Here is a 25,522-nt window from a genome sequence, read left to right on the forward strand (position 1 = left end):
ATCCTTGCAGGTCGTGCAGCGCACCGTGGCGCTGCGGGAAACATGTCAGCGGCGGAACAGCGCACGTACATCGGCCGCGCACAGGCGCACGATCAGCCAGCCATGCAGCACGGCGAACGCGGCAGCGGTCAGCCCGGTCAAGCCCGTCCAGATCACGCGCAGCACCCGCAGGTCTCTGCGCAGCTGCAGTATCTCCAGCGAATAGGTCTCCGCCGGAAGCTGCGCCAGCAGGTGGCGGAAGGCATCGTCGACGCCCCAGACCACCACCCCATTGAGCACGGCGGTGATCGCGAGCAGCGCCACGAACGATCCCCACGCCCAGCGCCAGCGCCGCAGCATGCCCCAGCACGCGGCAACGCCCAGCAGGCTGGACACGCACAGCAGTACGTTTGCCAGCACCGGGTGGGTGAGCAGCCAGCGCAGCGAGCCGGGCAGCCAGTGGAAATCCTCATCGGCCAACAGCGCCTGCAGCGTCTCCGAGGCTGACAAAGGAATGGCAATCAGTGCCAGCACCGCCCACAGCGCGGCCGAGGCCACACAGACCAGCAGCACGGACTTGAGCAGCGGAGCGAGGAAGGCAGGCGCGCCATCCCCGCTGGGGCGTGGCGTGCAGGAGGGCAATTGCGGGGGAAGCGAGGCTGACATCCGGTGTCCTGATTGGGCAGGCCGAGACGTCTAGGTCGCAGCCACCGCGTTCGCGGCCGCGGGCAGGATATGGTCTGCGCTCAACGGTGCCAAGCGCAGGCCATGCGGCGGGCGCAGCGGCACCCACGCAAGTTCGGCGATTTCCGCCTGTGCGCGGGGCATGCCGATGACCCTCACCAGATAGGCATGCGCCCGTACGCGGTGCCCGGCTTCGTGCACCGCCCATGCCTCGAACCGGCCCAGCGGCACGGCACTGGCAGGGTCCAGGGCGACCCCGAGTTCTTCCTGCAGCTCACGCGCCAGGGCAACCAACGGTGCTTCACCGGGCTCGGGCTTGCCGCCGGGCTGGATGAAGGTGTCCGAGCCGTGTTTGCGCACCACCAGTACGCGGCCGTCGGGATCGAAAACGACCGCGGCGACGATATCGATCGTCGCCGCGGCGTGCTGCCCGTCAGTAGAAACCGACGTCATCGCTGGATTACTTCAGGTTTTCTTCGAACAGCTTGAGGATGCGCTTGTACTGGTCCAGCCAGGAATCGGCACGCACATAGCCGTGGCGTTCCAGCGGGTACGGCGCGATCGACCAGTTGTCCTTGTGCAGCTCGATCAGCTTCTGGGTGAGGTTGACCGAGTCCTGGAAGAACACGTTGTCATCCATCATCCCGTGCGCGATCAGCAGGTGATCCTGCAGGCCTTCGGCGTACTCGATCGGCGAGGACTTGCGGTACGCCTCCGGATCGATGTCCGGGGTGTTGAGGATGTTGGCGGTGTAGCCGTGGTTGTACTGGTGCCAATCAACCACCGGGCGCAGCGCGGCGCCGGCCTTGAACGTGCCCGGCGAGCGGAACAGCGCCATGAAGGTCATGAAGCCGCCGTAGGAACCGCCGTAGATGCCGGCGTGGTCACGGTCGCCCTGCTTGGTGGCGACCAGCCAGTCCAGGCCGTCCTTGTAGTCTTCCAGTTCCGGGTGGCCCATGTTGCGGTAGATCGCCGTGCGCCAGTCGCGGCCGTAGCCGGCGCTGCCGCGGTAATCCATGTCCAGCACCACGTAGCCCTTCTGCACCAGCAGGTTGTGGAACATCTGCTCGCGGAAATAAGCCGGGTACTGTTGGTGCACGTTCTGCAGGTAACCGGCGCCGTGCACGAACATGGCGATCGGGTACTGCTTGCCCGGCTCGAAGGTCTCCGGGCCGTAGTACTTGGCCCAGACCACGCCGGCGCCGTGCTTGGACGGTACCTGCACCAGCTTGGGCTGGATCCACTCGCGCGCCTTGAACTCGGCGGTGCGGGTGTCGGTCAGCACCTTGGCCTGGCCACCGGCAGCGGGCACCACGGCCAGCTGGGTCGGCAGGTAGGCGCCGGAGTAACGCACCAGCAGCTGCTGGCCATCCGGGGAGAGCGAGAAGTCTTCCACGCCGTTGAGCGCGGTCAGCTCACGCACCTGCTTGCTGGCGGTGTCGACCGCGCACACTTCGTAGTCGCCCGGCGACTGCTGGTTGCACAGGAAGTAGAAGCCGCGGCCGTCCGCGCTGGGCACCGGCATCGAGGTTTCCCACTTGCCACCGGTCAGCGCCTGCGGCCTGGCCGTGCCCTGCTGGGTGTACAGGTGCGAATAGCCGGATTCTTCGGACAGCAGCCACAGCGTGCGGTTGTCGTTGGACCAGCCGAAATCGTTGAAGCTCCAGTTGATCCAGGCGCTGTCGGTCAAGCGATGACGCGTCTCCAGCTTGGCGCTGGTCGGGGTCACGCTGGCGATCCAGCGATCCTTGTTGTCGTTGGCGCGCAGCATGATCGCGGCCTGCTGACCATCGGGGCTCCAGCGGATGCCGGGCGCGCCGGGGCCACCAAGCACTTCCACCGGGCGGTTGCCCTTGAGGGCGTCCTTGCCAGCGGCCTTGCGCAGCGCGGCCAGCGGGTCGGTGCCGATGCCCGGCAGGCCGTCCAACGACAGCGGCTTGACCGTGCCGGCAACGGCATCGACCAGCCACAGCGCGTTCGGCTCCGGATCGTTGCGGCCCACGCGGGTGCGGGTGTCTTCGAACTCTTCGTAGCCCGACTCGGTCACGTACTTGGGCATCTTGCCGCCACGGCCCTCATCGAAGCTCTTCGGCTTGGTGACCACGATCAGGGTGCGCGCATCCGGCGAGAGCACGCTGTCGACGATCTCCACATCCGCGCCCAGATACACCGGGCCCGGTGCGCGCGTGCCATCGGCGCGGCGCCAGCTGGCTTCCTGGGCCTTGAGCGCGTCGCGCTGGGCGCGGTCGTTGCGCAGCGTGGCCAGGGTGCGCAGCTGCTGCTCGCGCAGGGTATCGGCCTTGGGCGCGTCGTCCGGATTCTTCTCGGCCTTCAGGCTGGCGACCTGCTGCACGCCGGCCGCGGCGGTCCAATGGAACCAGTTCTGGCCGGTGCGCCAGATCACACCGCCGTCGCGGGCGAAATTGACCGCGCTGGACTTCTCGGTGCTGCGGGTCAGCTGGGTCAGCGCGCCGCTGCGCAGGTCGCGCACGAACACATCGCCGTTGCGCACGAAGGCCGAGCGCTGGCGCGCGCTGTCGTAGACCGGGCTGTCCACATCCAGGGTGCCGCGCTGGTCATCGCCAACCTGTGCGGCCACGCCACCGGCAATCGGCTGGCGGAAGGTATCGCGCACCGGGCTGCCGTTGCGCTTGAGCTGGTACTCCACCTGCTGGCTGTTCCAGGACCACCACGCGCTCTCGACCGGCGGACCGATCCAGTCCGGGTCGGCCATGGCCTGCTCGATGGTGATCGGCGTCGGCGCCGCATGGGCAGCACCGCCGAGGGCGGCGAGCAGCAACAGGGACAAAGGCAGCGTTCTGGGCATTGCGGGCGGCACCAATGAGGAAAACCCGGCAAGCGTAGCAGCCACAAGGGCCGGGGGAGGGGGCCACAGGTCATGGCGCGGCCCCATCGACAGTATCGACAACGTGGTGACCTTGAGGCGCTGTCCATGCGCGGGGTGAGGGTGATCCCGACACGCGCCGGCCGAGCGCAGGCCTTGTCCTGTCTTGCCTGGCACGTCGCAACCGCTGGGCGCGTCGACAGCCCGGAACCGGCTCTTTACGGTGGGCGTGACCCCCGGGGATTCAAGGGGGACATCCATTTCAAGGAGCGATTCGATGTTCAAGACGATCACCCGCGTGACCGTGCTGGCCGGCGCCGTGTTGGCGCTGGGGGCGTGCAGCAATCCCCGCGAGGCAAGCAAAGCCAACTTCACCCGTGCCATCCAGGCCTACCTGGATGGGCAGAGCGGGCTCTGTGTCCCGCTGCCGGCCAACGAGGTGCCCTTCACCCTGCCCGACCAGGACCTGTTCCCGCAGAACAAGACCCGCGCCGATGCTCTGGTCCAGGCGGGCCTGCTGTCGTCACACCCGACCGAGGTGAAGCAGCCCTTCGGCAGCAGTACCCGCCGCGCCACCGAATACCGCGCGACGGCGGCCGGCCAGAGTGCCCTGGTCGCCCAGGCGCCGAATACCCTGGTCCAGCGCTCCGCCTTCTGCAGCGGGGCTTACAAGGTGCAGGACGTGACCAACTTCACCGAGCCGGGCGAGCTGATGGGGGTCAAGCTCTCCCACGTCGAGTACACCTATACGGTCAAGGGCAGCGCCGATTGGGCGCGTTCTGACGCGCTGCGCAGCGCCTACCCCGAGCTGGACAAGCACGCGCAGGACAGCGTGACCTCCAAGGCCACCCTGATCCTGACCCACGACGGCTGGGTGCACGAGAGTCTGGTCACACGCTGATCCGCCGGTGCGCGGCGGTCCGGGGGCCGCCGCCTGCGACAAAGTGAAGCAGCGCGTCACCGGGTCGCATGTGCCTTTCACGGATACAGGCCCAGACTGGTGCGGATTTCAGAAGCCAGTCGGAGGCGTCTCTTGGACGCGTTGTTGTTGTCCCGGATCCAGTTCGGGTTCGTCATCAGTTTCCACGTGCTGTTCCCGGCCTTCACGATCGGTACCGCCAGCTGGCTGGCCTTTGTCGAATCGCGCTGGCTGCGCACCGGCAATCCGGTCTGGCGCGAGCTGTATTTCTTCTGGCAGAAGATCTTCGCGGTCTCCTTCGGCATGGGCGTGGTCAGCGGGATCGTCATGGCCTTCCAGTTCGGGACCAACTGGCCACGGCTGAGTGAGGTGGCCGGCACGGTGATCGGCCCGCTGCTGACCTATGAAGTGCTCACCGCGTTCTTCCTGGAAGCCAGTTTCTTGGGCGTGATGATGTTCGGCTGGGGCAAGGTCTCGCCGCGCCTGCATTTCTTCTCCACCTGCATGGTGGCGCTGGGCACGCTGGTCTCCACGTTCTGGATCCTGTCGTCCAACAGCTGGCTGCAGACGCCGGCCGGTTACACGATGGTCGATGGCATCGTGCACCCGGACAGCTGGTGGCAGATCGTCTTCAACCCGTCCTTCCCGTACCGCCTGGCGCACATGGCGCTGGGCTCGTTCATCACCACCTGCTTCGTGATCGGTGGCGTGGGCGCGTGGTACCTGCGCAAGGACGTACACCGCGAAGCCGGCCGCAAGATGCTGCTGGCGGCGGTGGGCTTTGCTGCGCTGACGGTGCCGGTGCAGATCTTCGTCGGCGACATGCATGGCCTGAATACCCTCAAGCATCAGCCGATGAAGATCGCGGCGATGGAAGCGCACTGGCATTCCGAAGGCGAGGGCAAGGGCGTGCCGCTGGTGGTGTTCGCGGTGCCCAATGAAAAGGCCGAGCGCAACGACTACGAAATCGCGATCCCGCGCCTGGGCAGCCTGATCCTTACCCATTCACTGGACGGCACCTTCGATCCGCTCACCTCGGTGCCCGCCAGCGAGCGGCCGCCGGTGGTGCCGGTGTTCTTCGCGTTCCGGGTGATGGTCGGGCTGGGCACGCTGATGCTGCTGCTGGCCTGGGTCTCGGCGTTCCAGTGGTGGCGCGGCAAGTTGCTGCAGTCACGCTGGTTGATCCGCGGCTGGAACTGGATGCTGCCCAGCGGCTTCATCGCGCTGATCTCCGGGTGGTTCGTGACCGAGATGGGCCGGCAACCGTGGGTGGTCTATGGCGTGCTGCGCACGGCCGATGCCGTCGGCCCACAGAGTGCGTGGATGACGGCGTTGTCGCTGGGGGTGTACATCGTCGGCTATGCCTTCGTGTTCGGTTGGGGCGTCTGGTACCTGGTGAAGATCATCCGCACTGGTCCCAAGCCGCATGAGCCGGCACCGGCGCTGGATGCCGGCAGCCACACCCCGGCGCGGCCGCTGTCCGGTGCCGATGAACCGCTGGAGGAGCGCTGAGATGGAGATGACAACCTGGCTGCCCGTGGCATGGTTCGCGGTGATCGGCTTTGGGGTGTTGATGTACGTGGTGCTGGATGGCTTCGTGCTCGGCATCGGGATCCTCGCGCCGATGGCCGAGGATGAAGAACAGCTGGACATCATGATGAATACCGCCGCGCCCATCTGGGACGGCAACGAAACCTGGCTGGTGCTGGGCGGGGCCGGGCTGATGGCCGCCTTCCCGAAGGCCTACGCCGCGCTGCTGTCGGCGCTGTACCTGCCGGTCCTGTTGCTGGTGGTCGCGCTGGTGTTCCGCGGCGTGGCCTTCGAGTTCCGCTTCAAGGCGCACCGCTCGCGCAGGCTGTGGAGCGTGGCGTTCGGCCTGGGCTCGCTGCTGGCCGCCTTCGCGCAGGGCGTGATCCTTGGCGCACTGGTGCAGGGCCTGCAGGTGGTGGATGGCCGCTATGTGGGCGGCGCGTTCAGCTGGTTCAGCCCGTTCTCGATGCTGACCGGTGCAGCGGTGGTGTTCGGCTACGCACTGCTGGGTAGCACGTGGCTGATCCTCAAGACCGAAGGCCGCGAGCAGACCTTCGCGCGCACCTTGACCCGTCCGCTGGTGGTGGCGGTGATCGTGTTCATGGGCCTGGTGAGCGCGTGGTTGCCGTTCCTGGATTCGCGCTTGATGGCGCGCTGGTTCAGCGATGGCAACTTCTGGTGGCTCTCGCCGGTGCCGTTGCTGACGTTGGCGGTCGCCACCGCGCTGTGGCGCAGCGCGATGCACCCCAAGCGCGATCTGCCGCCGTTCCTGTTGACGCTGGCGCTGTTCGTCCTTGGCTTCATCGGCCTGGTGCTGGGCATGTGGCCGTACCTGCTGCCGCCGAGCATGACGTTGTGGCAGGCCGCCGCGCCGGCCTCGTCGCTGAGTTTCAGCCTGGTCGGGCTGGTGATCCTGCTGCCGGTGATCCTGGGCTATACGGCATGGTCGTACCGGGTGTTCCGCGGCAAGGTGCGGGCGGATGTGGGGTATCACTGAGGAAAGCACGGTGGCTATTCCCGGTTCCGTGTGTGCGAGGGCGGTCAGACCCTGCCGGGACGCGCCGTAAACCCATCCCTGGGGGCTCGTGAGCGGCATCCATGCCGCTCCAACGGTCCCTGCAGGGTCTGACCGCCCTCGCCCTGAAAGGTCTGCGTCGTCGGTGGGAAGAGTCAACCGCATAAAAACGGGTCAAGAGCAGCCGACATGGGTCCGCTCTACCAGAGCGTCACCTCGCCTGAATCGTCGAGAAGAAGCAGCAAGGCGCCGATCGGGTGCCGTCTGTTTTTGATGTTTCCCATGCGCACCAGCCAACTGTCGAAGGGGCGGTGTGGGTGGGGTGGCGGGACCATGTGTTGCCATGGATGGCACACCGACCCAGGCCAGGCGCGCCCAGCAAACCAACGCTGTTGGCTTCCGGCGAAAACTCAGCCGTGCAGCCCCTCGATCTCCACCAGCAACTCCGCACGACACACCTCCGCATGCAACACCACGAACGGCGGTGCCGTCGGCAGTGCCGCCATCTGCGCCGCTACCGCCGCCATATCCTCCGCGCGCCGCACATACACCTTCAGCACCGACGTCGCCCCCAGCACCGGTGACAGCGACGGCCGCTGACCGCGCGCCGCATCCACCAGACTCTGCAGATTCCTCAGCGTCTCCCGCAACTGCTCATCCACCGCCCCCGTGTGCTGCGACACATGCCCCACGATCGCCGCCGTCCCCGACTGCAGCAACGGCAGACCCGTCGCCAACGGCGGCAGCAGCGCCCGCGAAAAACTCGGCGACTGCGGCCCGTACTGGCGTGGATAACGGAACGCGCTCACCTGGCGCGGATTCTCCAGCGGCAGGCCCGGCTCGCGCGCGGCCAGCCAATACACCTGCAGCCGGCGCACACCGTCAAAACGACCAATGCAGGTTGCCGCCGGCAACGCGGCCTCATCCAGCTCCCGCAGGCCCCGCACGCGGCCCACGCAGAAACGTCGATAGCGTTCATCATCGCCATCGCCTTCGGTCACCGCGTCGAGATAGTTCCAGGTCCGCAGCAGGTGCGGATAACCGCAGCGCGAGAGGAACCCGCTCATCCGCGCGTAGGCCTCGGTCGCGGCCGACTCGATGTCGCTGTCGATCTCGTCGATCTCCAGCACCCCGAACAGCACGCTGTCGGTGTGCGACCAGCGCACGCCCTCGGTAATCCCGTGCTCGACCGGGGTGCCACCGCGCCAGACCTCGATCTGCGCCGGGCCGTGTTCGGCCAACGGTACGTGCAGCCAGCGCGGGTCCTCCAGCGCCGCGTGGCGCAGACCAAAGCCGAAGACGGCCAGCGTGCACGGGTCGGCCAGGGCGGTCTCGCGGTCCGCGGCCGGGGCATACGCAACACGGAACGACGCGGGTCCGGAGGACGGGGAAGCGACTGCCGGGGCCGTTGCGGTGTTGATCGTGTTGCTCATTTCAGAATGTGAATGCTGCCAGTGCCGAGAGTGTCATGATAGCGTGCGCACCTTTCTCGGCACCGCGTCCGGTGCCGGACGCTGTCGACGACAGGCGCGGGCCGGCTGGCATGGGGGAGCCGCTCCGCGTTGCCTCATGGCGCGTGCCCGTCCTGGTACCCATCCATCATGTTGGCGTGAATGATCGAGTTTTCAGTATTGGATTGGTCGGCCTGGGCGCCGGGCATCACCACCCGGGAGCAGTGGCAGGCGTGGGCGATCGCCCCTTGGCTGCCGACCGGTGAGGACACCCCGGCACTGTCCGAAGTGCCAGCCATGCAGCGCCGCCGGATCGAGCGGCTGGGGCGCATGGCGATCCAGACCGCCTGCTGGTGTGAGCAGCCCGACGACGGTGGCCAGGTGCCACTGGTGTTCGCCTCGCGACATGGCGACGTGGCCCGCTCGATGGAGCTGCTCAATACCCTGAGCGCGGACCAGCCGATGTCGCCCACGGCCTTCGGCCTGTCGGTGCACAACGCGATTGCCGCGCTGTATTCGATCGCCCGCGGGCATCGCGGCAATTATCTGGCGCTTGCCGCCGGCCGGGCCACGGTCGAGACCGCCTGCATCGAGGCCTTCGGGCTGCTGGCCGATGGCGCGCCCGAGGTGCGTCTGGTGGTCTATGAATCGGCCTTGCCGCCGGTCTACGCGGGTTTCGCTGACGAGCCCGACCCCTTCTTCGCGTGGTGCTGGCGGCTGGGGCCGGCCGACGGTCCGGGCACCCGGCTGTCGCTGGGCTGGGGCGCCGGTGGCGAAGACCGCCCGTCCGAAGGGCTGCCGCATGGCCTGGAAGCCCTGCGCTTCCTGCTGGCCGGCGCGCCCTCGCTGGCGCTGGACGCCGATGGCCAACGCTGGACCTGGCAACGCCATGGCTGAGCGCTGGCCGGCCCGGATCAACCATGCCTGGCGGGTGCTGGGCACGGGGCTGAGCTTTGCCGCCTTCGGGATCGGGGGGCTGGTGCTGGGCGGCCTGTTGTTCCTGTCGTTGCTGCTGATCCGCGATCCGGTGCGCCGGCGCGTGTTGGCGCGGCGCCTGGTCCAAGGCAGCTTCGCCACCCACGTCGGCCTGATGCGCCGGCTCGGGCTGATGACCTATGAGATCCGCGGGGGCGAGCGCCTGCAGCGCAACGGCCTGCTCATCCTGGCCAACCACCCGACCCTGATCGACGTGGTGCTGCTGATCGCCCAGTTGCCCAATGCCGATTGCGTGGTCAAGCAGGCCGTGGCGCGCAACCCGTTCATGCGCGGCCCGGTCCGCGCGGCCGGCTATGTCTCCAACGACGACGGGGCGGGGCTGGTGGATGACTGCATCGCCGCGGTCCAGGCCGGCGGCAACCTGGTGATTTTCCCGGAGGGTACCCGCACCGTGCCGGGCCAGCCGCTGCGCCTGCAGCGCGGGGCCGCCAACATCGCGGTGCGGGGCCGGCTGGACATCACGCCGGTGCGGATCACCTGCACCCCGCTGACCCTGACCAAGGGCCAGAAATGGTATCGTGTGCCATCACGGCGATTTCACGTTCAGCTGGAAGTCGGGGAGGATCTCCCGATTGCCCCGTTTCTGAACGAGACCGGCGATGCGCCCAGGGGGGATGCCTTGGCCGCCCGGCGTGTGACCGATCATCTTGCCCATTACTTCGACTTCGCTGGAGACCCGACCCGTGCAAGCACTTGAGCACGAGATCAAGGAATTGATCATTTCATCGCTTTCACTGGAAGACATCACTCCCGAAGACATCGATTCTGCCGCGCCCCTGTTCGTTGAAGGGCTGGGCCTGGATTCGATCGACGCGCTGGAACTTGGATTGGCCCTGCAGAAAAAGTACGGTGTCAGCCTGTCAGCCGATTCGGAAGAGACCCGTCGCCATTTCTCCAGCGTGCGTGCCCTGAGCGAGTTTGTCGCCGCACGCCAGCCGTCCTAACGGCGCGTCAGGATTTACCCATGACCAAGAACGAACTTTTCGAGCGCATCGTCAAGATCCTCAAGGACAGCTTTGAGATCGAGCCGAGCCGTATCACGCCCGCCGCGCGGCTGTATGACGACCTGGACATCGACAGCATCGACGCGGTCGACCTGATCGTGCAGCTCAAGCCGCTGCTCGGCCGCAATCTGCAGCCGGAAGCGTTCAAACAGGTGCGCACCGTGCAGGACATCGTGGATGTGGTGCACGGGCTGTTGCCCGGTCAAGCGGCCGCCTGACGGCCATCGCTGAAGACTGACCATGGTCCGGGTACGCGTCGCGGCGTTTGCGTTGCTGTCGCTGGCATACCCGCTGGTGGTCTACCTGTCGCTGGGCCGGTTCGAGCCGCGCTGGTTGTCGCTGCTGCTGTTCACCCTGGCCGCGCTGCGCGCGCTGACCACCCGCCAGGCGGTGTGGTGGGTGGCCGCACTCGGCACCGGTGTACTCGCCCTGGTGGCCACGGCCTTCAACGAGGCGCTGCCGCTGAAGCTGTACCCCGCGCTGGTGAACGCGGTGATGCTGGTCATCTTCGCCACCAGCCTGCGCTTCGGGCCGAGTGCCGTGGAGCGCCTGGCGCGGCTGAGCGAGCCGGACCTGCCGCCGTTTGCCGTGATCTATACCCGCCGCGTCACGTGGATCTGGTGCGGATTCTTTGTTCTCAACGGAAGTCTGGCCCTGGCCACGGCGCTGTGGGCGTCCAACCAGGTCTGGGCGTTCTACAACGGATTGTTGGCGTACGTGATGATGGGTGCTCTGTTTGGCGGGGAATGGCTGGTCCGGCGACGGGTCAAGGCGGCGCATGCCCATGGCTGAGTGGATCGCACTGGACCGGCTGGCGCTGGCCCCGCACCCGGGCCGCATCGTGGGCATCGCCGGCGACACCGTGGTGGAGCACCCGCAGTTCCGCGCGCAGGTGCTGGGCTGGCAGCAGGCGTTCGCGCGTGCCCCCGGCACCGACTGGGCCCTGTATTTCGATGACACGCTCACCTTCGCCGCCGCCCTGCTGGGTGCCTGGCATGCGGGCAAGCGGGTGTTCCTGGGCGGCGACAACCTGCCGGCCACGCTGGAAGCGCTGAGCCCGCGCGTGGCCGGGTTCGCCGGCGACGTGCCGGCCCGGTATGCGCCGCTGCAGCCCGATGCGGCAGCCGATCCGGAGCAGGTGCTGCAGCCGTTGGACGAAGCGGTGCTGGAGCTGGTGGTGTTCACCTCCGGCAGCACCGGCGCGCCGAGCGCCATCGTCAAACGCATGCGCCAGCTGACCCGTGAGGTGGATGCGCTGCAGGCCGCCTTCGGCGAGCAGCTCGACGGTGCGCAGGTGCAGGGCACGGTCTCCCACCAGCACATCTACGGGCTGCTGTTCCGGGTGCTGTGGCCGCTGGTGGCCGGGCGCGCGATCCAGCCGCGCCGGTTCTTCCACGAAGACCTGCTCAGCGCGCTGGGCGGCCAGCCGTCAGTGCTGGTGGCCACCCCGGCCCATCTCAAACGTCTGCCCGAGCAGCTGGACTGGTCCTCGCTGGACGGCCAGCTGCGCGCGGTGTTCTCCTCTGGCGGTCCGTTGCCGACCGACGCGGCGCTGCAGGTGCGCGCCGTGATGGGCGTGGCCCCGACCGAAGTCTTCGGCAGCAGCGAGACCGGTGGCGTGGCGTGGCGGCGCTGGAGTGCAGCGCGGCCGCAGTGGCATCCGTTGCCCGGCGTCGCCTGGCGGATCGACGAGGGCTGCCTGGCGGTCCGCTCGCCGCACCTGGCGAGCGAGGACTGGTGGCTGACCCAGGACCGTGCCGTCGCCGACGACGGCCACAGCTTCCGCCTGCTCGGCAGGGCCGACCGCATCGTCAAGATCGAAGAGCGCCGCGTCTCGCTGGATGCCCTGGAGCAGCAGCTGCGCGCGCACCCGGCCGTACAGGAGGTGCGCGTACTGGTGTTGCCGGGCGCGCGCGAACAGCTGGCCGCCGTGGTGGTGCCGCAGGCGACGGGCGCCGCACAGTGGGATGACGCCGAGCGCCGCCGCCAGGCGCAGCAGCTCAGCGCGCACCTGGCCCGCAGCCATGACGCCGTGACCCGGCCGCGCCGCTGGCGCTTCATCGACGAACTGCCCGTCAACGCACAGGGCAAGGTCACTGCCGCGGCACTGGCGGCGCTGTTCCGCCCGTTGATGCCGACGGCCGAGTGGCAACAGCGCGATGACACCACCGCGTCGCTGCAGTTTGTTCTGGACGCTGACCTGGTGGCGTTCGACGGGCATTTCCCGCAGGCGAAGATCCTGCCCGGTGTGGTTCAGCTGGACTGGGCGATCCACTACGGCCGCAGCGCCTTCACGATGCCGCCGCGGTTCGTACGGATGGATGCGGTGAAGTTCCAGCATGTGGCGCGGCCCGGCGACTGCCTGCAGCTGAGCCTGGGCTGGGATGCGGCCAAATCGGCAATGAGCTTCCGCTATGTCTCCGACCATGGCGTGCATGCCAGCGGCCGGGTGGTGTTCGGCGATGCGTGATGACACGGGCAGTGGCATGAGCAGGCCGGCCTTCACCCCGTTGGTGGTGATCCCGGTCTACGACCACGCGCATGCGATCGGCGCGGTGGTGCAGGGCGTGCTCGCCAGTGGCCTGCCGTGCCTGCTGGTGGACGATGGTTCGCATCTGGACTGCGCGCAGGTGCTCGATGCCCTGGCGCGCGCGCGCGCACCGCAGGTGACGCTGCTGCGGCTGGCGGTCAACCAGGGCAAGGGCGGCGCGATGCTGGCCGGGTTCGCCGAGGCCGCGCGTCTGGACTACAGCCATGTGCTGCAGATCGATGCCGATGGCCAGCACGACACCGGCGATATCCCGCGCTTTGTCGCGCTGTCGCAGGCGCAGCCGGACGCGGTGATCTGCGGCACGCCCGCCTACGATGCCAGTGTGCCCAAGGCGCGCCTGTACGGCCGCTATGCCACGCATATCTGGGTCTGGATCAACACGCTGTCGCTGCAGATCCGCGACTCGATGTGCGGCTTCCGCCTGTATCCGCTGGCACCGGTGACGCGCCTGGTCGGCGAGGAAACCATCGGCCGGCGCATGGATTTCGACAGTGAAATCCTGGTGCGGTTGTTCTGGCGCGGCGTCAACGTGATCAATGTGCCGACCGCCGTCACCTATCCCAGTGATGGCGTCTCGCACTTCGATGTGTGGCGCGACAACGTGCGCATCAGCCGCATGCACGCGCGCCTGTTCTTCGGGATGCTGTGGCGCGCACCGCGGCTGCTGTGGCAGCGCATCGCAGGTCCTCGCGCATGACCACGCCTGCACCTGAGAGCGCGCCGCACTGGGCCGACATCGGCGAGTCGACCTCGGCCGCCGGCGTGCTGTTCCTGTGCTGGGTGCACCGCTGGTTCGGGCGCTGGCCGTTCCGCCTGTGCGTCTACCCGGTGGTGCTGTGCCATTGGCTGACCAACCGGGTCGCGCGCCAATCCTCGCTGCAGTATCTGCAGCGTCTGCAGGCGCACACCGGCGTGTTTTCCGCACCGCCGGGCCGCTGGCAGAGCCTGAAGCACTTCGCGCTGTTTGCCGACACCATGCTCGACAAGCTGCTGGGCCTGGGCGGCCGCTATCCGCCCGAGCGCATCTATCTGCAGCGCGACCTGGTGCTGGACAAGATCGCGCGCCGTGAAGGCGGCCTGATCCTCACCGCGCACATCGGGTGCCTGGAGTTGTGCCAGGTGCTGGCCGAGCAGGTACCCGGCTTCCACATCACCGTGCTGGTGCACACCGCGCACGCGCAGCGTTTCAACCGGCTGATGCAGCGGCTCGATCCGCTGGCCTCGGTGGAGCTGCTGCAGGTGACGGATATGGGGCCGGCCACCGCGGTCGAGCTGCAGCGCCGGGTCGAGGCGGGTGGCTTCGTGGCCATCGTCGGCGATCGCGTGCCGCTGCGCGGCGGTCGCACGGTACCGGCCTCGTTCCTCGGCCACACCGCGCAGTTCCCGATCGGCGCCTATGTGCTGGCTGCGGCGCTGGCGTGCCCGGTCTACACCATGGCCTGCCTGCACCACGGCGCGGGCTACCGCGTGCGCTTTGAGCATTTCACCGACCGCATCGTACTGCCGCGCGGTTCGCGTGACGCCGCGCTGACTGCGCAGGCTGAAGATTTCGCCCGGTGGCTGGAAGTTCAGGTCACCCAGGCACCCTTGGACTGGTTCAATTTCTTCCCCTTCTGGGATCAGGCATCTCATGGCAAGTAAGGCCGATCAGGCACCCTCCGTCCGCTTCGGCGATGCGCCGCTGACCATCGAAGACGTGGTCGCGCTCTCGCAGCGGCAGGCACAGGCCGTCGTCACCGACGATGCGGCATTCACCGCGCACATCCAGCGCGGCGCGGATTTCCTTGATCGCCTGCTGCGCGAAGATGGCGTCATCTACGGGGTGACCACCGGCTACGGTGATTCGTGCACGGTGAACATCCCGCCGGCGCTGGTGGCCGAGCTGCCGCATCACCTGTTCACCTACCACGGCTGTGGCCTGGGCCGTTTCCTGGATCCGCAGGAGACCCGCGCGGTGATCGCTGCACGCCTGGCCTCGCTGGTGCGTGGCATGTCCGGCGTCAGTCATCCGCTGCTGCAGGGCCTGGCCACGCTGCTGCGTCACGACGTGCTGCCGCTGATTCCGGCCGAGGGTTCGGTCGGTGCCAGTGGCGATCTGACCCCGCTGTCCTACGTGGCCGCGGTGCTGTGTGGCGAGCGCGAGGTGATGTACCAGGGGGCGCGCCGCCCGGCCGCCGAAGTGCTGGCCGAGATCGGCATGACCCCGCTGCGGCTGCGGCCCAAGGAAGGCCTGGCGATCATGAACGGCACCGCCGTGATGACGGCGCTGGCCTGCCTGGCCTATGACCGCGCCGATTACCTGACCAAGCTGGCCACGCGCCTGACCGCGTTCAACGTGCTGGCCAGCGACGGCAATGCGCACCATTTCGATGAGATGCTGTTTGCCGCCAAGCCGCACCCGGGGCAGATGCAGATCGCCGCGCGCCTGCGCCAGGACCTGCACAGCGACCGCCCGCCGCGCAATGAACAGCGCCTGCAGGACCGCTACTCGCTGCGCTGCGCGCCGCACGTGATCGGCGTGGTGCAGGACGCGTTGCCGTTCTTCCGCCAGCTGATCGAAACCGAACTCAACAGCGCCAACGACAACCCGCTGATCGACGTCGAGGGCGAGCGCATCCTGCATGGCGGGCACTTCTATGGCGGCCACATCGCTTTTGCGATGGATGCGCTGAAGAACACCATCGCCAACCTGGCCGATCTGCTCGACCGGCAGATGGCGCTGGTGGTGGACGCGCGCTTCAACCACGGTCTGCCGGCCAATCTGTCGGCGGCCACCGGTGAGCGTGCAGCGATCAACCATGGCCTGAAGGCGCTGCAGATCAGCGTGTCGGCCTGGACCGCCGAAGCCCTCAAGCAGACCATGCCGGCCTCGGTGTTCTCGCGCTCCACCGAATGCCACAACCAGGACAAGGTCAGCATGGGCACCATCGCCGCGCGCGATTGCCTGCGCGTGATCGAACTGACCGAACAGGTCGTCGCCGCGCTGCTGATCACTGCCCGCCAGGGTGTCGCCCTGCGCGAGCGCGTCGGCATGAAGGCGACGTTGCACGGCGATCTGGCTGCGATGTACCAGGACCTGTCCGAGCGCATCGCCCTGATCGAGGAAGACCGCGCGCTGGATGGCGAGCTGCGCGCCCTGCTGGATGACATCCGCGCACAGCGCTGGGAGTTGTATGTCGACGCCTGATCTGAGCTGCGAGGTAACGCTGTCGCCGGCCTTCCATGACTGCGACGCCATGGAAGTGGTCTGGCACGGCAATTACTTCAAGTATTTCGAGATCGCGCGCTGCGCACTGCTGCAGCGCCACGATTATGACTATCCGCAGATGCGTGATTCCGGCTACCTGTGGCCGGTGGTCGATGCGCGGGTGAAGTACATCCGGCCGCTGCTGTACGGCCAGGCGCTGCGCGTGCGCGCCACGATCACCGAGTGGGAAAACCGCCTGAAGATCGCCTACGACATCCTGGATGCGGACAGCGGTACCACGCTGACCCGCGCCCACACCATCCAGGTCGCGGTCGACGCGGCCACCAATGAAATGCTCTACCTGTGCCCGCCGGTGCTGTGGGAGCGTCTGGGAGTGCAACCGCAATGAACCGTTTCCTGCGCACGCTGTGCGTGCTGGTGATGCTGGCCATGGTCGCCCCGGCGCTGGCCGCCACCGATGTGGAGGCCGTCAAACAACGCGTGGCCAAGGTCGACGTGCTGCGTGGCGAGTTCACCCAGGAGAAGCAGGTCGCCGGCTTCAAGAACCCGCTGCGCTCGCAGGGCCGCTTTGTGCTGGCCCAGGATCACGGCGTGATCTGGACCACGCTCAAGCCGTTCCCGTCCGAGGTGGTGGTCACCCGGGACCGCATCCTCAGCCGGCAAAGCGATGGCAGCAGCCGGGTCGAACTGGATGGCCGTCAGCAACCGGCGATGCGCTCGGTCAACGCGATCATGTTCGCGCTGATGAGTGGCGATGCGCAGGCGCTGTCGGCGCAGTTCACGGTCAAGGTCGAGGTGCTGCCCGGCAACGCCTGGAAAATGCAGCTGACCCCGCGCTCGGCGATGCTCGGCAAGGTGTTCGCGCAGCTCACCCTGAGCGGCGACCGTTACGTGCGCGAGGTCCAGATCAACGAGGCCAACCAGGATGTCACCCGCATCCAGTTTGCCGGCATGAGCGATACGCCGACCACGCTGAGCACCGACGAGGGTCGCAGGTTTGAATGACGTGCTGACCTCGAACGGCCGCCTGCAGCGCATCTGGCGCTGGCTGGCCATCGCCTGGCTGCTGGTGCTGGTGGGCCTGGGCGTGCAGCAGTGGCAGCTGTGGAAGAGCGAATCGCGGATCGATACCGACATTCTCGCGCTGCTGCCGCAGGACGCGCATGACCGCCTGTTGTCCGATGTGACGCGGCGCATCGCCGATGCCAATGCGCGCCAGATCGTGGTGCTGCTTGGCAGCACCGATGCGGCGCAGACCAAGGCAGCCGAGGCGGCCTTCCGCGCCACCCTGCGCGACAGCGCCGACGGCAAGGCCCTGCTCCAGGAGAGCGGCTCGATCGAGGGCTGGTTCGATCAGGCCCGCGCGTTCTACGCACCGTATCGCGACCGCCTGCTGACCAGCGCACAGCGCGAGCGGCTGCAGAACGAACCCACTCAGGGCCTGGCCGAGTCCGCGCTGGCGGCGCTGTACGGCCCGATGGGCGCACCGCGGCTGACCGAGTGGCGCCAGGATCCGCTGTCGCTGTGGCCGCAGTGGTGGCAGGAACGCGCGCTGGGCTCGGGCCTGCAGATGGGCGACGACGGCCTGCTGGAGGCCGATGGCAAACACTGGTCGATCGTGCAGTACGACACGGTCGGCTCGGCGTTCCAGCTCGATGGCGAGCGCCATATCGATCTGCTGCTGGACACCGCCGCCGAGGCGGCCGCCAGGCAGGCGCCGGGACTGGAGGTGCTGCGTGCCGGTGTGCCGCTGCATGCCGAGGCCGCTGCGGTGCAGGCCAACTGGGAAATCAACACGATTGGTTGGGGCTCGCTGGCCGCGGTGCTGCTGCTGGTGTGGCTGGCATTCCGCTCACTCCGCCCGATCCTGCTGGTCGCCGCTTCGCTGCTGATCGGCTGCGGTGTCGCGCTGGCGGTGACGGTGCTGGTGTTCGGCAAGGTGCACGTGCTCACGCTGGTGTTTGGTGCGTCACTGGTCGGTGTTGCCGAGGACTACGGCATCCACTGGTTCGCCTCGCGCCAGGCCGAGCCGGCCGACCGTCGCTGGAAGCTGCTGCGGCATCTGCTGCCGAGCCTGTGGCTGGCGTTGCTGACCAGCGCGCTGGCGTATCTCGCGCTGGGCCTGGCCCCGTTCCCGGGGCTGCGCCAGATGGCGCTGTTCTCGGTGGTGGGCCTGGCCGCCGCATTCCTGACCGTGATCTTCTGGTTCCCGTGGCTGGATGGCGGCGAAATCCGTCGCACCGGCTTCGCGCGCTGGCTCGGCGCCACGCTGGAGCGCTGGCCGCGCCTGCATGGTCGCAAGGCGGCGATGTTCCTGGGCGTGGTGACGCTGCTGTCGGCGATCGGCATCGCGCGCCTGCAGACCAATGACGACCTGCGCAGCCTGCAGTCGTCGCCACCGGAGCTGATCGCCCAGCAGATCCGCATCAGCCAGATGCTGGGCATGCCCAGCCCGGCGCAGTTCTATCTGGTGCAGGGTGACACCGCCGAGCAGGTGCTCGAGCGCGAAGAAGCGCTGATCGACCGCCTGCGCGTGCTGGAAGCAGACAAGCAGATCGGTGGCTACCGCGCGATCAGCGATTGGCTGCCTTCGCAGAAGCGCCAGCAGGCCGATGCCGCGCTGACGGCCAAGGTCGAGCCGCAGGTGCTGGCCCAGGTCGGTGAGGCCGTGGGTGAGCCGCTGCTGCGCCCCGCCTATGCCGCGCAGGATCTGCAGGCCGAAGCCTTCCTCGCATCGCCGGCGGCGATGCCGTTCCGCCACCTGTGGCTGGGCACGGTCGGGCAGGGCGTGGCGTCGGTGGTGATGGTCGATGACCTTTCCCGCGCCGATGCACTGGCCCTGCTGGAAGCACAGGCCAAGGGCATCGATGGCGTGCGCTGGGTCGACCGTACCGCCGATTTCTCGCAGCTGCTCAAGCACTACCGCAAGCTGATGAGCGGGCTGCTGCTGATCGGTATCGCGCTGGTGTTCGCGGTGCTGTACTGGCGCTACCGCGGGCAGGCCTGGCGCGTGCTCGCCCCGACCCTGGTTGCCGGTGCGCTGACGCTGGCCCTGCTGGGGCTGTTCGGGCAACCGCTGCAGCTGTTCAACGTGCTCGCGCTCATGCTGCTGCTTGGCATGGGCATCGACTACGGCATCTTCCTGATCGAGCACCGCGGCGATGCCAGTGCCTGGTTGGCCGTGTGCGTTGGCGCGGCCAGTACCTGGTTGTCATTCGGGCTGCTCGGGCTGTCGGCCACGCCGGCGTTGCGCGCGTTCGGCTTGACCCTGCTGTTCGGCATCGGCCTGGTCTGGCTGATTTCGCCGCTGTTCCGCCCCCCGCCGCACGACGCCCCGCACTGAGCGACCGCGTTTTCCTCACCTGATCTGATCAAGGATGTACCGATGAACCCGCACGTGGAACGTACTGAAATCCTGGTCATCGGCGCCGGTCCGGCCGGTTCCGTGGCCGCTGCGATGCTGCGCCAGCAGGGCCGCCAGGTGCTGATCCTGGAGCGCCAGCAGTTCCCGCGCTTCTCGATCGGCGAGAGCCTGCTGCCGCAGAGCATGGAGTACATCGAGGCCGCCGGGCTGCTGCAGGACGTGGTGCAGGCCGGGTTCCAGTACAAGAACGGTGCCGCGTTCGTGCGCGGCGAAGCGACCACCGAGTTCGATTTCCGCGACAAGTTCTCGCCGGGCTGGGGCACCACCTACCAGGTGCAGCGCGCCGACTTCGATGATGTGCTGGCGCGCGGTGCCGAGCGCATGGGCGCCACGCTGCGCTTCGGCGATGAAGTGCTCTCGGTGCAGCCCGGCCGCCCGGCACAGGTGCAGGTGCGCCGCCCGGATGGCAGCGAGTACACCATCGAGGCCGGTTTCATCCTCGACGCCAGCGGTTTCGCCCGGCTGCTGCCGCGTCTGCTGAAGCTGGAGTCGCCGTCGAACTTCCCGGTGCGCGGCGCGATCTTCTGCCACGTGCGCGACCACATTCCGGCCGGCGCGGGGTTTGACCGCAACAAGATCCTGATCACCACCCATCCCGAGCACGTGGACGTGTGGTACTGGACGATTCCGTTCTCCAATGGCTGCTGCTCGCTGGGCGTGGTCGCCGAGCCGAGCTTCTTCGAGCGCTACGCCGGTACCGATCTGGAGAAGCTGCAGGCCATCGTCGGCGAAGACCCGAACCTGACCCGCCTGCTCAGGAACGCCGAATGGGCGGTGCTGCCGGTGCGCACCATCACCGGGTATTCGGCCAACGTCTCCTCATTGTGGGGCGAGGGCTATGCGCTGCTGGGCAATGCCGGCGAGTTCCTGGACCCGGTCTTTTCGTCGGGCGTGACGATTGCCTTCAAGTCGGCGCAGCTGGCCAGCGAGTGCCTGGCGCGCGAGCATGCCGGTGAGACAGTGGATTGGGAGCAGGCGTTCTCGGTGCCGCTGCGTGCGGGGGTGAAGACCTTCCGTCGTTTTGTCGAAGCCTGGTACGCCGGTGGCTTCCAGAAGATCATCTACCATCCCGATCCGCAGCCGGAGGTGCGCCGCATGATCTCCTCGATCCTGGCCGGCTACGCCTGGGATACGCAGAACCCGTACGTCGCCGATGCCACGGGGCGGCGCCTGCGCGTGCTGGAGGAACTGTGCAGCGCCTGATCCTGACCCTGTTGCTGAGCCTGCTGCTGGCCGCGTGTGCCAGTACCCGCATGCCCACACCGCTGGTGCAGCTGCCCACGCTGCAGCTGGCACCGTCGGCATTGCCGCAACCGGTGCAGCTGCAGCAGCGCCTGCAGTTCCGCTTCGGCAGCCACCAGCGCGAGCTGGATGCGCTGCTGGAAGTGGACGCCGAGCAGGTGCGGCTGGCTGTACAGGCGATGGGCCAGACCGGCGTGCGCATGGTCTGGGACGGGCAGCACCTGGAGCAGACCCGTGCGCCATGGCTGCCACCGCAGGTGCGCGGCGAACGCGTGCTGGACGACCTGCAGTTCGCGTTGTGGCCGGCGGCGGCGATCCGCGCCGCGCTGCCCGCCGGCTGGACCCTGCAGGAGACCGATGGCGTGCGCAGCCTGGCACAGGACGGCACGCCTTGGCTGGTGCGCGACACGCTGCCCGATGGCCGTGTGCGCCTGCGCAACCTGGCCGAGGGCTATGAACTGGTGATCGAATCGATGGACATGGGGCAGGGCCAAGAGTGAGCAGCAGCGCGGTCTATCTGAACGAGCTGGGCGTGATCTGCGCGCTGGGTGCCGACCGCGCCCAGGTGCGCGACGGCCTGTTCGCGGCGCAGCCCGGCGGCCTGCGCGACAACGCTGCGATCCTCCCCGGGCGCACGCTGGCGCTGGGCGAAGTGCATGCACCGCTGTCGGACCTGTCCGCCTTGCCGGTGGCCCTGCGTGGCCGCAACAACGGCCTGCTGGACGCGGCGCTGGAGCAGATCCGCGAGGGCGTGGCTGCTGCCGTGGCGCGCTTTGGTGCCGCGCGTGTGGCGGTGATCATCGGCACCAGCACTTCGGGCATCGGCGAATCGGAGAACGCACTGCGTACGCATCACCGCGATGGTGTGTGGCCGGTCGATTTCCATTACGCCCAGCAGGAAATGGGCACCGCCGCGCGCTTCGTGCGCGAGCGGATCGGCAGCACGGGCCCGGCGTGGACGATCTCCACCGCCTGTTCGTCCAGTGCCAAGGCGCTGATGTCGGCCGCGCGCCTGCTGCAGGCCGGCGCGGTCGATGCCGTGGTGGCCGGTGGCGCCGATTCGATGTGCCGGTTCACCGTGGCGGGTTTCAGCGCATTGGAGTCGGTCTCGGCGGCGCGTTGCAATCCGTTCTCCGTCAACCGCAACGGCATCAACATCGGCGAGGGCGCGGCGCTGTTCCTGATGACCCGTGAGCCGGGCCCGGTGCGGCTCTCCGGCTGGGGGGAATCCTCCGATGCGCACCACATGTCCGCGCCGGATCCGCAGGCACGCGGGGCGATCGATGCGATGCAGCAGGCGCTGGACCGGGCCGGCCTGACGGCCGCGCAGATCGACTACGTGAACCTGCACGGCACCGCCACCGGCCACAACGATGCGATGGAAAGCCAGGCGGTCGCCGCCGTGCTCGGCACGCAGGTGCCGGCCAGCTCGACCAAGCCGCTGACCGGGCACACGCTGGGTGCGTCCGGCGCGATCGAAGCGGCGCTGTGCTGGATGACACTGGCCGACAACCCCGACCAGCAGTTGCCCACCCACTGGTGGGACGGGCAGGCCGATGACGCCTTGCCGGCACTGGCGCTGGTGGCACCGGGGACGCGCGCCGTGCAGCCGCTGCGGCACGTGCTCAGCCACTCGTTCGCCTTCGGCGGCAGCAATGCCGTGCTGGCACTGGCCAAGGGATGAGCATGCCGCTGCCCCCCGACATCGACGCCGTGCTTCCGCACCGCGACAGCATGCGCCTGATCCACCGCGTGGTGGCCTGGCAGGACGAGTCCATCGCGGTCGAGGTGGACGTCCCGACGCAGGGTCTGTTCTGCACCCCCGACGGCGTGCCCGCCTGGGTCGGGGTCGAATACATGGCCCAGGCGATCGCCGCCTGGGCCGGGTGCCGCGCCTGGCAGACCGGTGCGGAACCCTCGATCGGCTTCCTGCTCGGCAGCCGTCGTTACACCGCCCACCAGCCATACTTTGCCGCCGGCAGCTGCCTGCGGGTGGAGGCGAACTGCGAGCTGTTGGGCGAGAATGGCCTGGGCATGTTCGCCTGCCGGATCCTGGCGGGCGATATCGAAGTGGCAGTTGCCAACGTTTCCGTGTTCCAACCCACGGATGCAGCGGCTTATCTGGAGAGTGGAGAGGCATGACAGGGAATTTGACCGTGCTGGTGACCGGCGCCAGCCGTGGCATCGGCCGTGCCGTGGCGCTGCGTTGCGCGCGCGACGGCTTCGACGTGGTGGTGCATTGCCGCAGCCGCATCGAGGACGCGCAGGCCGTGGTGACCGAGATCCAGGCGCTGGGCCGGCAGGCCCGGGTGCTGATGTTCGACGTGAGCGACCGCGATGCCGCGCGCACTGCGCTGGAAGCGGACATCGCCGAGCACGGCACGTATTACGGTGTGGTCTGCAACGCCGGCATCGCCCGCGACGGTGCCTTCCCGGCGATGCCCGCGGAGGACTGGGATGCGGTCATCCACACCAACCTGGACAGCTTCTACAACGTGCTGCACCCGCTGGTGATGCCGCTGGTGCGCCGGCGCAAACCGGGCCGCATCGTGACCTTGTCCTCGGTGTCCGGCCTGGTCGGCAACCGTGGCCAGACCAACTACAGCGCGGCCAAGGCCGGCATCATCGGCGCCACCAAGGCGCTGGCGCTGGAGCTGGCCAGCCGCGCGATCACCGTCAACTGCGTGGCCCCCGGGCTGATCGAGACCGAGATGGTCAATGAAGAAGTGGTCGAGCACGCGCTCAAGCTGATTCCCGCCAACCGCCTGGGCCAGCCGGAGGAGGTCGCTGCGGCCGTGTCCTTCCTGCTGTCTGAATCGGCCGGCTACATCACCCGCCAGGTGATTTCGGTCAACGGAGGCATGGTCTGATGGCCCGCCCCGACCGTCGTGTCGTGGTCACCGGCGCCGCTGCCATCAGCCCGCTCGGGCAGGATTGGGCGAGCATCCGGGCGCGCCTGCAGGCGCGGACCAATGCGGTGCGCTACATCCCCGAGTGGGAGGTCTTCGATGGCCTCAACACGCGCCTGGCTGCACCGGCTGAAGAGTTCGAACTGCCCGCCAACTACAACCGCAAGACCACCCGCAGCATGGGCAAGGTGGCGGTGATGTCGGTGCGTGCCACCGAGCTGGCGCTGGAGGCGGCCGGTCTGCTCGGCCATCCGGTGCTGCGCAGTGGCATGGCCGGCGTGGCCTATGGCTCGTCCTCGGGCAGCCACGAGGCCACCGCCGAGTTCGGCCGCATGCTCCATGAGCACACCACCGACGGTATCAGCGCCACCACCTACCTGAAGATGATGAGCCACACCTCGCCGGTGAACATCGGCGTGTTCTTCGGCTTGTCCGGCCGCGTCTACACCACCTCCAGCGCCTGCACATCGGGCAGCCAGGGCGTGGGTTCGGGCTATGAAGCGATCCGCAGCGGCAAGCAGACGGTGATGGTCACCGGCGGTGCCGAGCAGCTCGACGCCACCGCCGCGGCGGTGTTCGACACCCTGTTCGCCACCAGCGTGCGCAACGATGCGCCGCAGACCACGCCCAGCCCGTTCGATGCGCACCGCGATGGCCTGGTGCTGGGCGAGGGCGCCTGCACGCTGATCCTGGAAGAGCTGGAGCATGCACAGGCACGCGGTGCCACGATCCTGGCCGAAGTGGTCGGCTACGGCACCAACAGCGACGGCCAGCACGTCACCCAGCCCAGCGCCGGCACCATGGCCCAGGCGATGCGGCTGGCGCTGGAAGATGCTGACCTGGCTGCCGATCGGATCGGCTACGTCAACGCGCACGGCACCGCCACCGAGCACGGCGACATCGCTGAAACCCAGGCCACCCACCAGGTGTTCGGCCCGGGCATGCCGATCAGCTCGCTCAAGAGCTACGTCGGGCACATGCTCGGGGCCTGCGGCGCCTTCGAGGCCTGGCTGAGCATCGAGATGATGCGCGACGGCTGGTTCGCCCCGACCCTGAACCTGCACGAGGTCGATCCGCGCTGTGGCGCGCTGGATTACATCGACGGCGAAGGGCGCGCATTGCAGACCGACTACGTCATGAGCAACAACTTCGCCTTCGGTGGCATCAACACCTCGTTGATCTTCCGCCGCTGGCAGGACTGACCGCTGTTTCCGGCCCGCCGTGCGGGCCGGCCGTTTCCGTAGACCCCTCGCGTCCCCCCAACAAGGAGAAAGTTGAATGCGTCGTTTTGCCCTGATTGCCGCCACCGCCCTGCTGGCTGTCGCCAGCACCGCCCAGGCCCGCGATACCCGCGTGGAGCAGTCGCTGCATGAGCTGGTCAATTCCGCCGAAGCCCGCAATGTGGGCATCGACGGCAGCGTGAAGTTCTATCTGGCCGGTGAGAAAGTCAGCGTGCTGCAGCGCCTGGGCGAGGATGTCACCAACAAGAAGACCAACGCGGCCAACAAGAGCGACGCCGAAGCCTGCCGCTGGGTGGCCCTGTCGGCGCTGCGCGCGCTGCAGGATGGCGCCAAGTCGCGCGGCGCCAACGCCGTGGTCGACATCGTCAGCTACTACAAGAAGAACGAGTTCAAGAGCACCACCAACTACGAATGCTATGCGGGCACGATCCTGGCCGGCGTGGCGCTGAAGGGCACCTACGCCAAGGTGAAGTAAGCACGCGCGACCACCGCCCCTCGGGCGGTGTCGGTGCAAAGCGACGTAT

Annotated in this window: 26 protein-coding genes; 22 read left to right on the forward strand and 4 right to left on the reverse strand. The window is 67.9% G+C overall.

Annotated features, from left to right (window positions below; all coding sequences use genetic code 11):
* Positions 1-45: 45 nt before the first annotated feature.
* Genes ABE463_RS14955 through ABE463_RS14965 form a run of 3 tightly spaced genes read right to left on the reverse strand, consistent with a single transcriptional unit; the run spans position 46 to position 3,490 of the window.
* Positions 46-645, reverse strand: coding sequence for a hypothetical protein (locus ABE463_RS14955; RefSeq protein ID WP_259261955.1), 600 nt, complete (start codon positions 643-645; stop codon positions 46-48).
* 30 nt (positions 646-675) lie between these two features.
* Entirely contained in the window at positions 676-1,116 is a 441-nt protein-coding gene (locus ABE463_RS14960) for an NUDIX domain-containing protein (RefSeq protein ID WP_346468697.1), read from the reverse strand.
* A gap of 7 nt (positions 1,117-1,123) precedes the next feature.
* Complete coding sequence (locus tag ABE463_RS14965) at positions 1,124-3,490, reverse strand: S9 family peptidase (protein ID WP_346468698.1); 2,367 nt, start codon at positions 3,488-3,490, stop codon at positions 1,124-1,126.
* 295 nt (positions 3,491-3,785) lie between these two features.
* Here ABE463_RS14965 and ABE463_RS14970 point away from each other — a divergent pair, with 295 nt between their 5' ends.
* The 3 genes from ABE463_RS14970 to cydB all read left to right on the forward strand — a co-directional run bounded on the left by ABE463_RS14970 (position 3,786) and on the right by cydB (position 6,954).
* Entirely contained in the window at positions 3,786-4,409 is a 624-nt protein-coding gene (locus tag ABE463_RS14970; protein ID WP_346468699.1) for a hypothetical protein, read from the forward strand.
* A gap of 132 nt (positions 4,410-4,541) precedes the next feature.
* A complete protein-coding gene (locus ABE463_RS14975) occupies positions 4,542-5,939 on the forward strand; it encodes a cytochrome ubiquinol oxidase subunit I (RefSeq protein ID WP_346468700.1) in 1,398 nt (465 codons plus the stop codon).
* 1 nt (position 5,940) lies between these two features.
* The gene (gene cydB / locus ABE463_RS14980) at positions 5,941-6,954 is read left to right on the forward strand and encodes a cytochrome d ubiquinol oxidase subunit II (protein ID WP_179459714.1); all 1,014 of its coding nucleotides are present in this window, start codon (positions 5,941-5,943) and stop codon (positions 6,952-6,954) included.
* 428 nt (positions 6,955-7,382) lie between these two features.
* Here the strand turns inward: cydB and ABE463_RS14985 are convergent, their stop codons facing one another.
* Positions 7,383-8,405 carry a pteridine-dependent deoxygenase gene (locus ABE463_RS14985; RefSeq protein ID WP_346468701.1) on the reverse strand — a complete coding sequence of 341 codons (1,023 nt, stop codon included), beginning with the start codon at positions 8,403-8,405 and terminating at the stop codon, positions 7,383-7,385.
* Between the two features lie 180 nt (positions 8,406-8,585).
* On the opposite strand from ABE463_RS14985, the gene ABE463_RS14990 reads away from it, so the two are divergent.
* The 19 genes from ABE463_RS14990 to ABE463_RS15080 all read left to right on the forward strand — a co-directional run bounded on the left by ABE463_RS14990 (position 8,586) and on the right by ABE463_RS15080 (position 25,473).
* A complete protein-coding gene (locus tag ABE463_RS14990) occupies positions 8,586-9,320 on the forward strand; it encodes a beta-ketoacyl synthase chain length factor (RefSeq protein ID WP_346468702.1) in 735 nt (244 codons plus the stop codon).
* Positions 9,313-10,116 carry a lysophospholipid acyltransferase family protein gene (locus ABE463_RS14995; protein WP_259261963.1) on the forward strand — a complete coding sequence of 268 codons (804 nt, stop codon included), beginning with the start codon at positions 9,313-9,315 and terminating at the stop codon, positions 10,114-10,116. The genes ABE463_RS14990 and ABE463_RS14995 overlap by 8 nt, the downstream gene beginning before the upstream one ends.
* Positions 10,103-10,363: a phosphopantetheine-binding protein gene (locus tag ABE463_RS15000; protein ID WP_019185497.1), complete on the forward strand. Its 261-nt coding sequence runs from the start codon at positions 10,103-10,105 to the stop codon at positions 10,361-10,363. The genes ABE463_RS14995 and ABE463_RS15000 overlap by 14 nt, the downstream gene beginning before the upstream one ends.
* Before the next feature lie 20 nt (positions 10,364-10,383).
* Entirely contained in the window at positions 10,384-10,641 is a 258-nt protein-coding gene (locus tag ABE463_RS15005) for an acyl carrier protein (protein WP_019185496.1), read from the forward strand.
* Positions 10,642-10,663: 22 nt separating this feature from the next.
* Positions 10,664-11,215: a hypothetical protein gene (locus ABE463_RS15010; RefSeq protein WP_088433443.1), complete on the forward strand. Its 552-nt coding sequence runs from the start codon at positions 10,664-10,666 to the stop codon at positions 11,213-11,215.
* The gene (locus ABE463_RS15015; protein ID WP_346468703.1) at positions 11,208-12,893 is read left to right on the forward strand and encodes an AMP-binding protein; all 1,686 of its coding nucleotides are present in this window, start codon (positions 11,208-11,210) and stop codon (positions 12,891-12,893) included. The genes ABE463_RS15010 and ABE463_RS15015 overlap by 8 nt, the downstream gene beginning before the upstream one ends.
* Entirely contained in the window at positions 12,886-13,671 is a 786-nt protein-coding gene (locus ABE463_RS15020; RefSeq protein WP_346468704.1) for a glycosyltransferase family 2 protein, read from the forward strand. The genes ABE463_RS15015 and ABE463_RS15020 overlap by 8 nt, the downstream gene beginning before the upstream one ends.
* Positions 13,668-14,615, forward strand: a complete 948-nt coding sequence (locus ABE463_RS15025) for an acyltransferase (RefSeq protein ID WP_346468705.1) — start codon at positions 13,668-13,670, stop codon at positions 14,613-14,615. The genes ABE463_RS15020 and ABE463_RS15025 overlap by 4 nt, the downstream gene beginning before the upstream one ends.
* The gene (locus tag ABE463_RS15030; RefSeq protein ID WP_123729834.1) at positions 14,605-16,161 is read left to right on the forward strand and encodes an aromatic amino acid ammonia-lyase; all 1,557 of its coding nucleotides are present in this window, start codon (positions 14,605-14,607) and stop codon (positions 16,159-16,161) included. Before ABE463_RS15025 ends, ABE463_RS15030 begins: the two co-directional genes overlap by 11 nt.
* Positions 16,148-16,570, forward strand: coding sequence for a thioesterase family protein (locus ABE463_RS15035; protein ID WP_282262260.1), 423 nt, complete (start codon positions 16,148-16,150; stop codon positions 16,568-16,570). Before ABE463_RS15030 ends, ABE463_RS15035 begins: the two co-directional genes overlap by 14 nt.
* Positions 16,567-17,187, forward strand: coding sequence for an outer membrane lipoprotein carrier protein LolA (locus tag ABE463_RS15040; protein ID WP_346468706.1), 621 nt, complete (start codon positions 16,567-16,569; stop codon positions 17,185-17,187). Before ABE463_RS15035 ends, ABE463_RS15040 begins: the two co-directional genes overlap by 4 nt.
* Positions 17,180-19,525 carry an MMPL family transporter gene (locus ABE463_RS15045; RefSeq protein WP_346468707.1) on the forward strand — a complete coding sequence of 782 codons (2,346 nt, stop codon included), beginning with the start codon at positions 17,180-17,182 and terminating at the stop codon, positions 19,523-19,525. The genes ABE463_RS15040 and ABE463_RS15045 overlap by 8 nt, the downstream gene beginning before the upstream one ends.
* A 42-nt stretch (positions 19,526-19,567) precedes the next feature.
* Complete coding sequence (locus ABE463_RS15050; RefSeq protein ID WP_123729838.1) at positions 19,568-20,809, forward strand: NAD(P)/FAD-dependent oxidoreductase; 1,242 nt, start codon at positions 19,568-19,570, stop codon at positions 20,807-20,809.
* Entirely contained in the window at positions 20,797-21,348 is a 552-nt protein-coding gene (locus tag ABE463_RS15055; RefSeq protein ID WP_259261971.1) for a DUF3261 domain-containing protein, read from the forward strand. Before ABE463_RS15050 ends, ABE463_RS15055 begins: the two co-directional genes overlap by 13 nt.
* Positions 21,345-22,532, forward strand: a complete 1,188-nt coding sequence (locus ABE463_RS15060; protein WP_259261972.1) for a beta-ketoacyl-ACP synthase — start codon at positions 21,345-21,347, stop codon at positions 22,530-22,532. Before ABE463_RS15055 ends, ABE463_RS15060 begins: the two co-directional genes overlap by 4 nt.
* A 2-nt stretch (positions 22,533-22,534) precedes the next feature.
* Positions 22,535-22,990, forward strand: a complete 456-nt coding sequence (locus ABE463_RS15065; protein WP_123730828.1) for a hotdog family protein — start codon at positions 22,535-22,537, stop codon at positions 22,988-22,990.
* Positions 22,987-23,718 (forward strand): 3-ketoacyl-ACP reductase FabG2, encoded by a 732-nt coding sequence (locus ABE463_RS15070; protein ID WP_121040865.1) that lies wholly within the window; start codon positions 22,987-22,989, stop codon positions 23,716-23,718. Before ABE463_RS15065 ends, ABE463_RS15070 begins: the two co-directional genes overlap by 4 nt.
* A complete protein-coding gene (locus tag ABE463_RS15075; RefSeq protein ID WP_346468708.1) occupies positions 23,718-24,959 on the forward strand; it encodes a beta-ketoacyl-ACP synthase in 1,242 nt (413 codons plus the stop codon). The genes ABE463_RS15070 and ABE463_RS15075 overlap by 1 nt, the downstream gene beginning before the upstream one ends.
* Positions 24,960-25,035: 76 nt before the next feature.
* A complete protein-coding gene (locus ABE463_RS15080; RefSeq protein ID WP_265308622.1) occupies positions 25,036-25,473 on the forward strand; it encodes an excinuclease ATPase subunit in 438 nt (145 codons plus the stop codon).
* Positions 25,474-25,522: the final 49 nt, after the last annotated feature.

Origin of the sequence: Stenotrophomonas sp. TWI819 (genome assembly GCF_039673075.1) — a bacterium.
Lineage (GTDB): Bacteria > Pseudomonadota > Gammaproteobacteria > Xanthomonadales > Xanthomonadaceae > Stenotrophomonas > Stenotrophomonas rhizophila_B.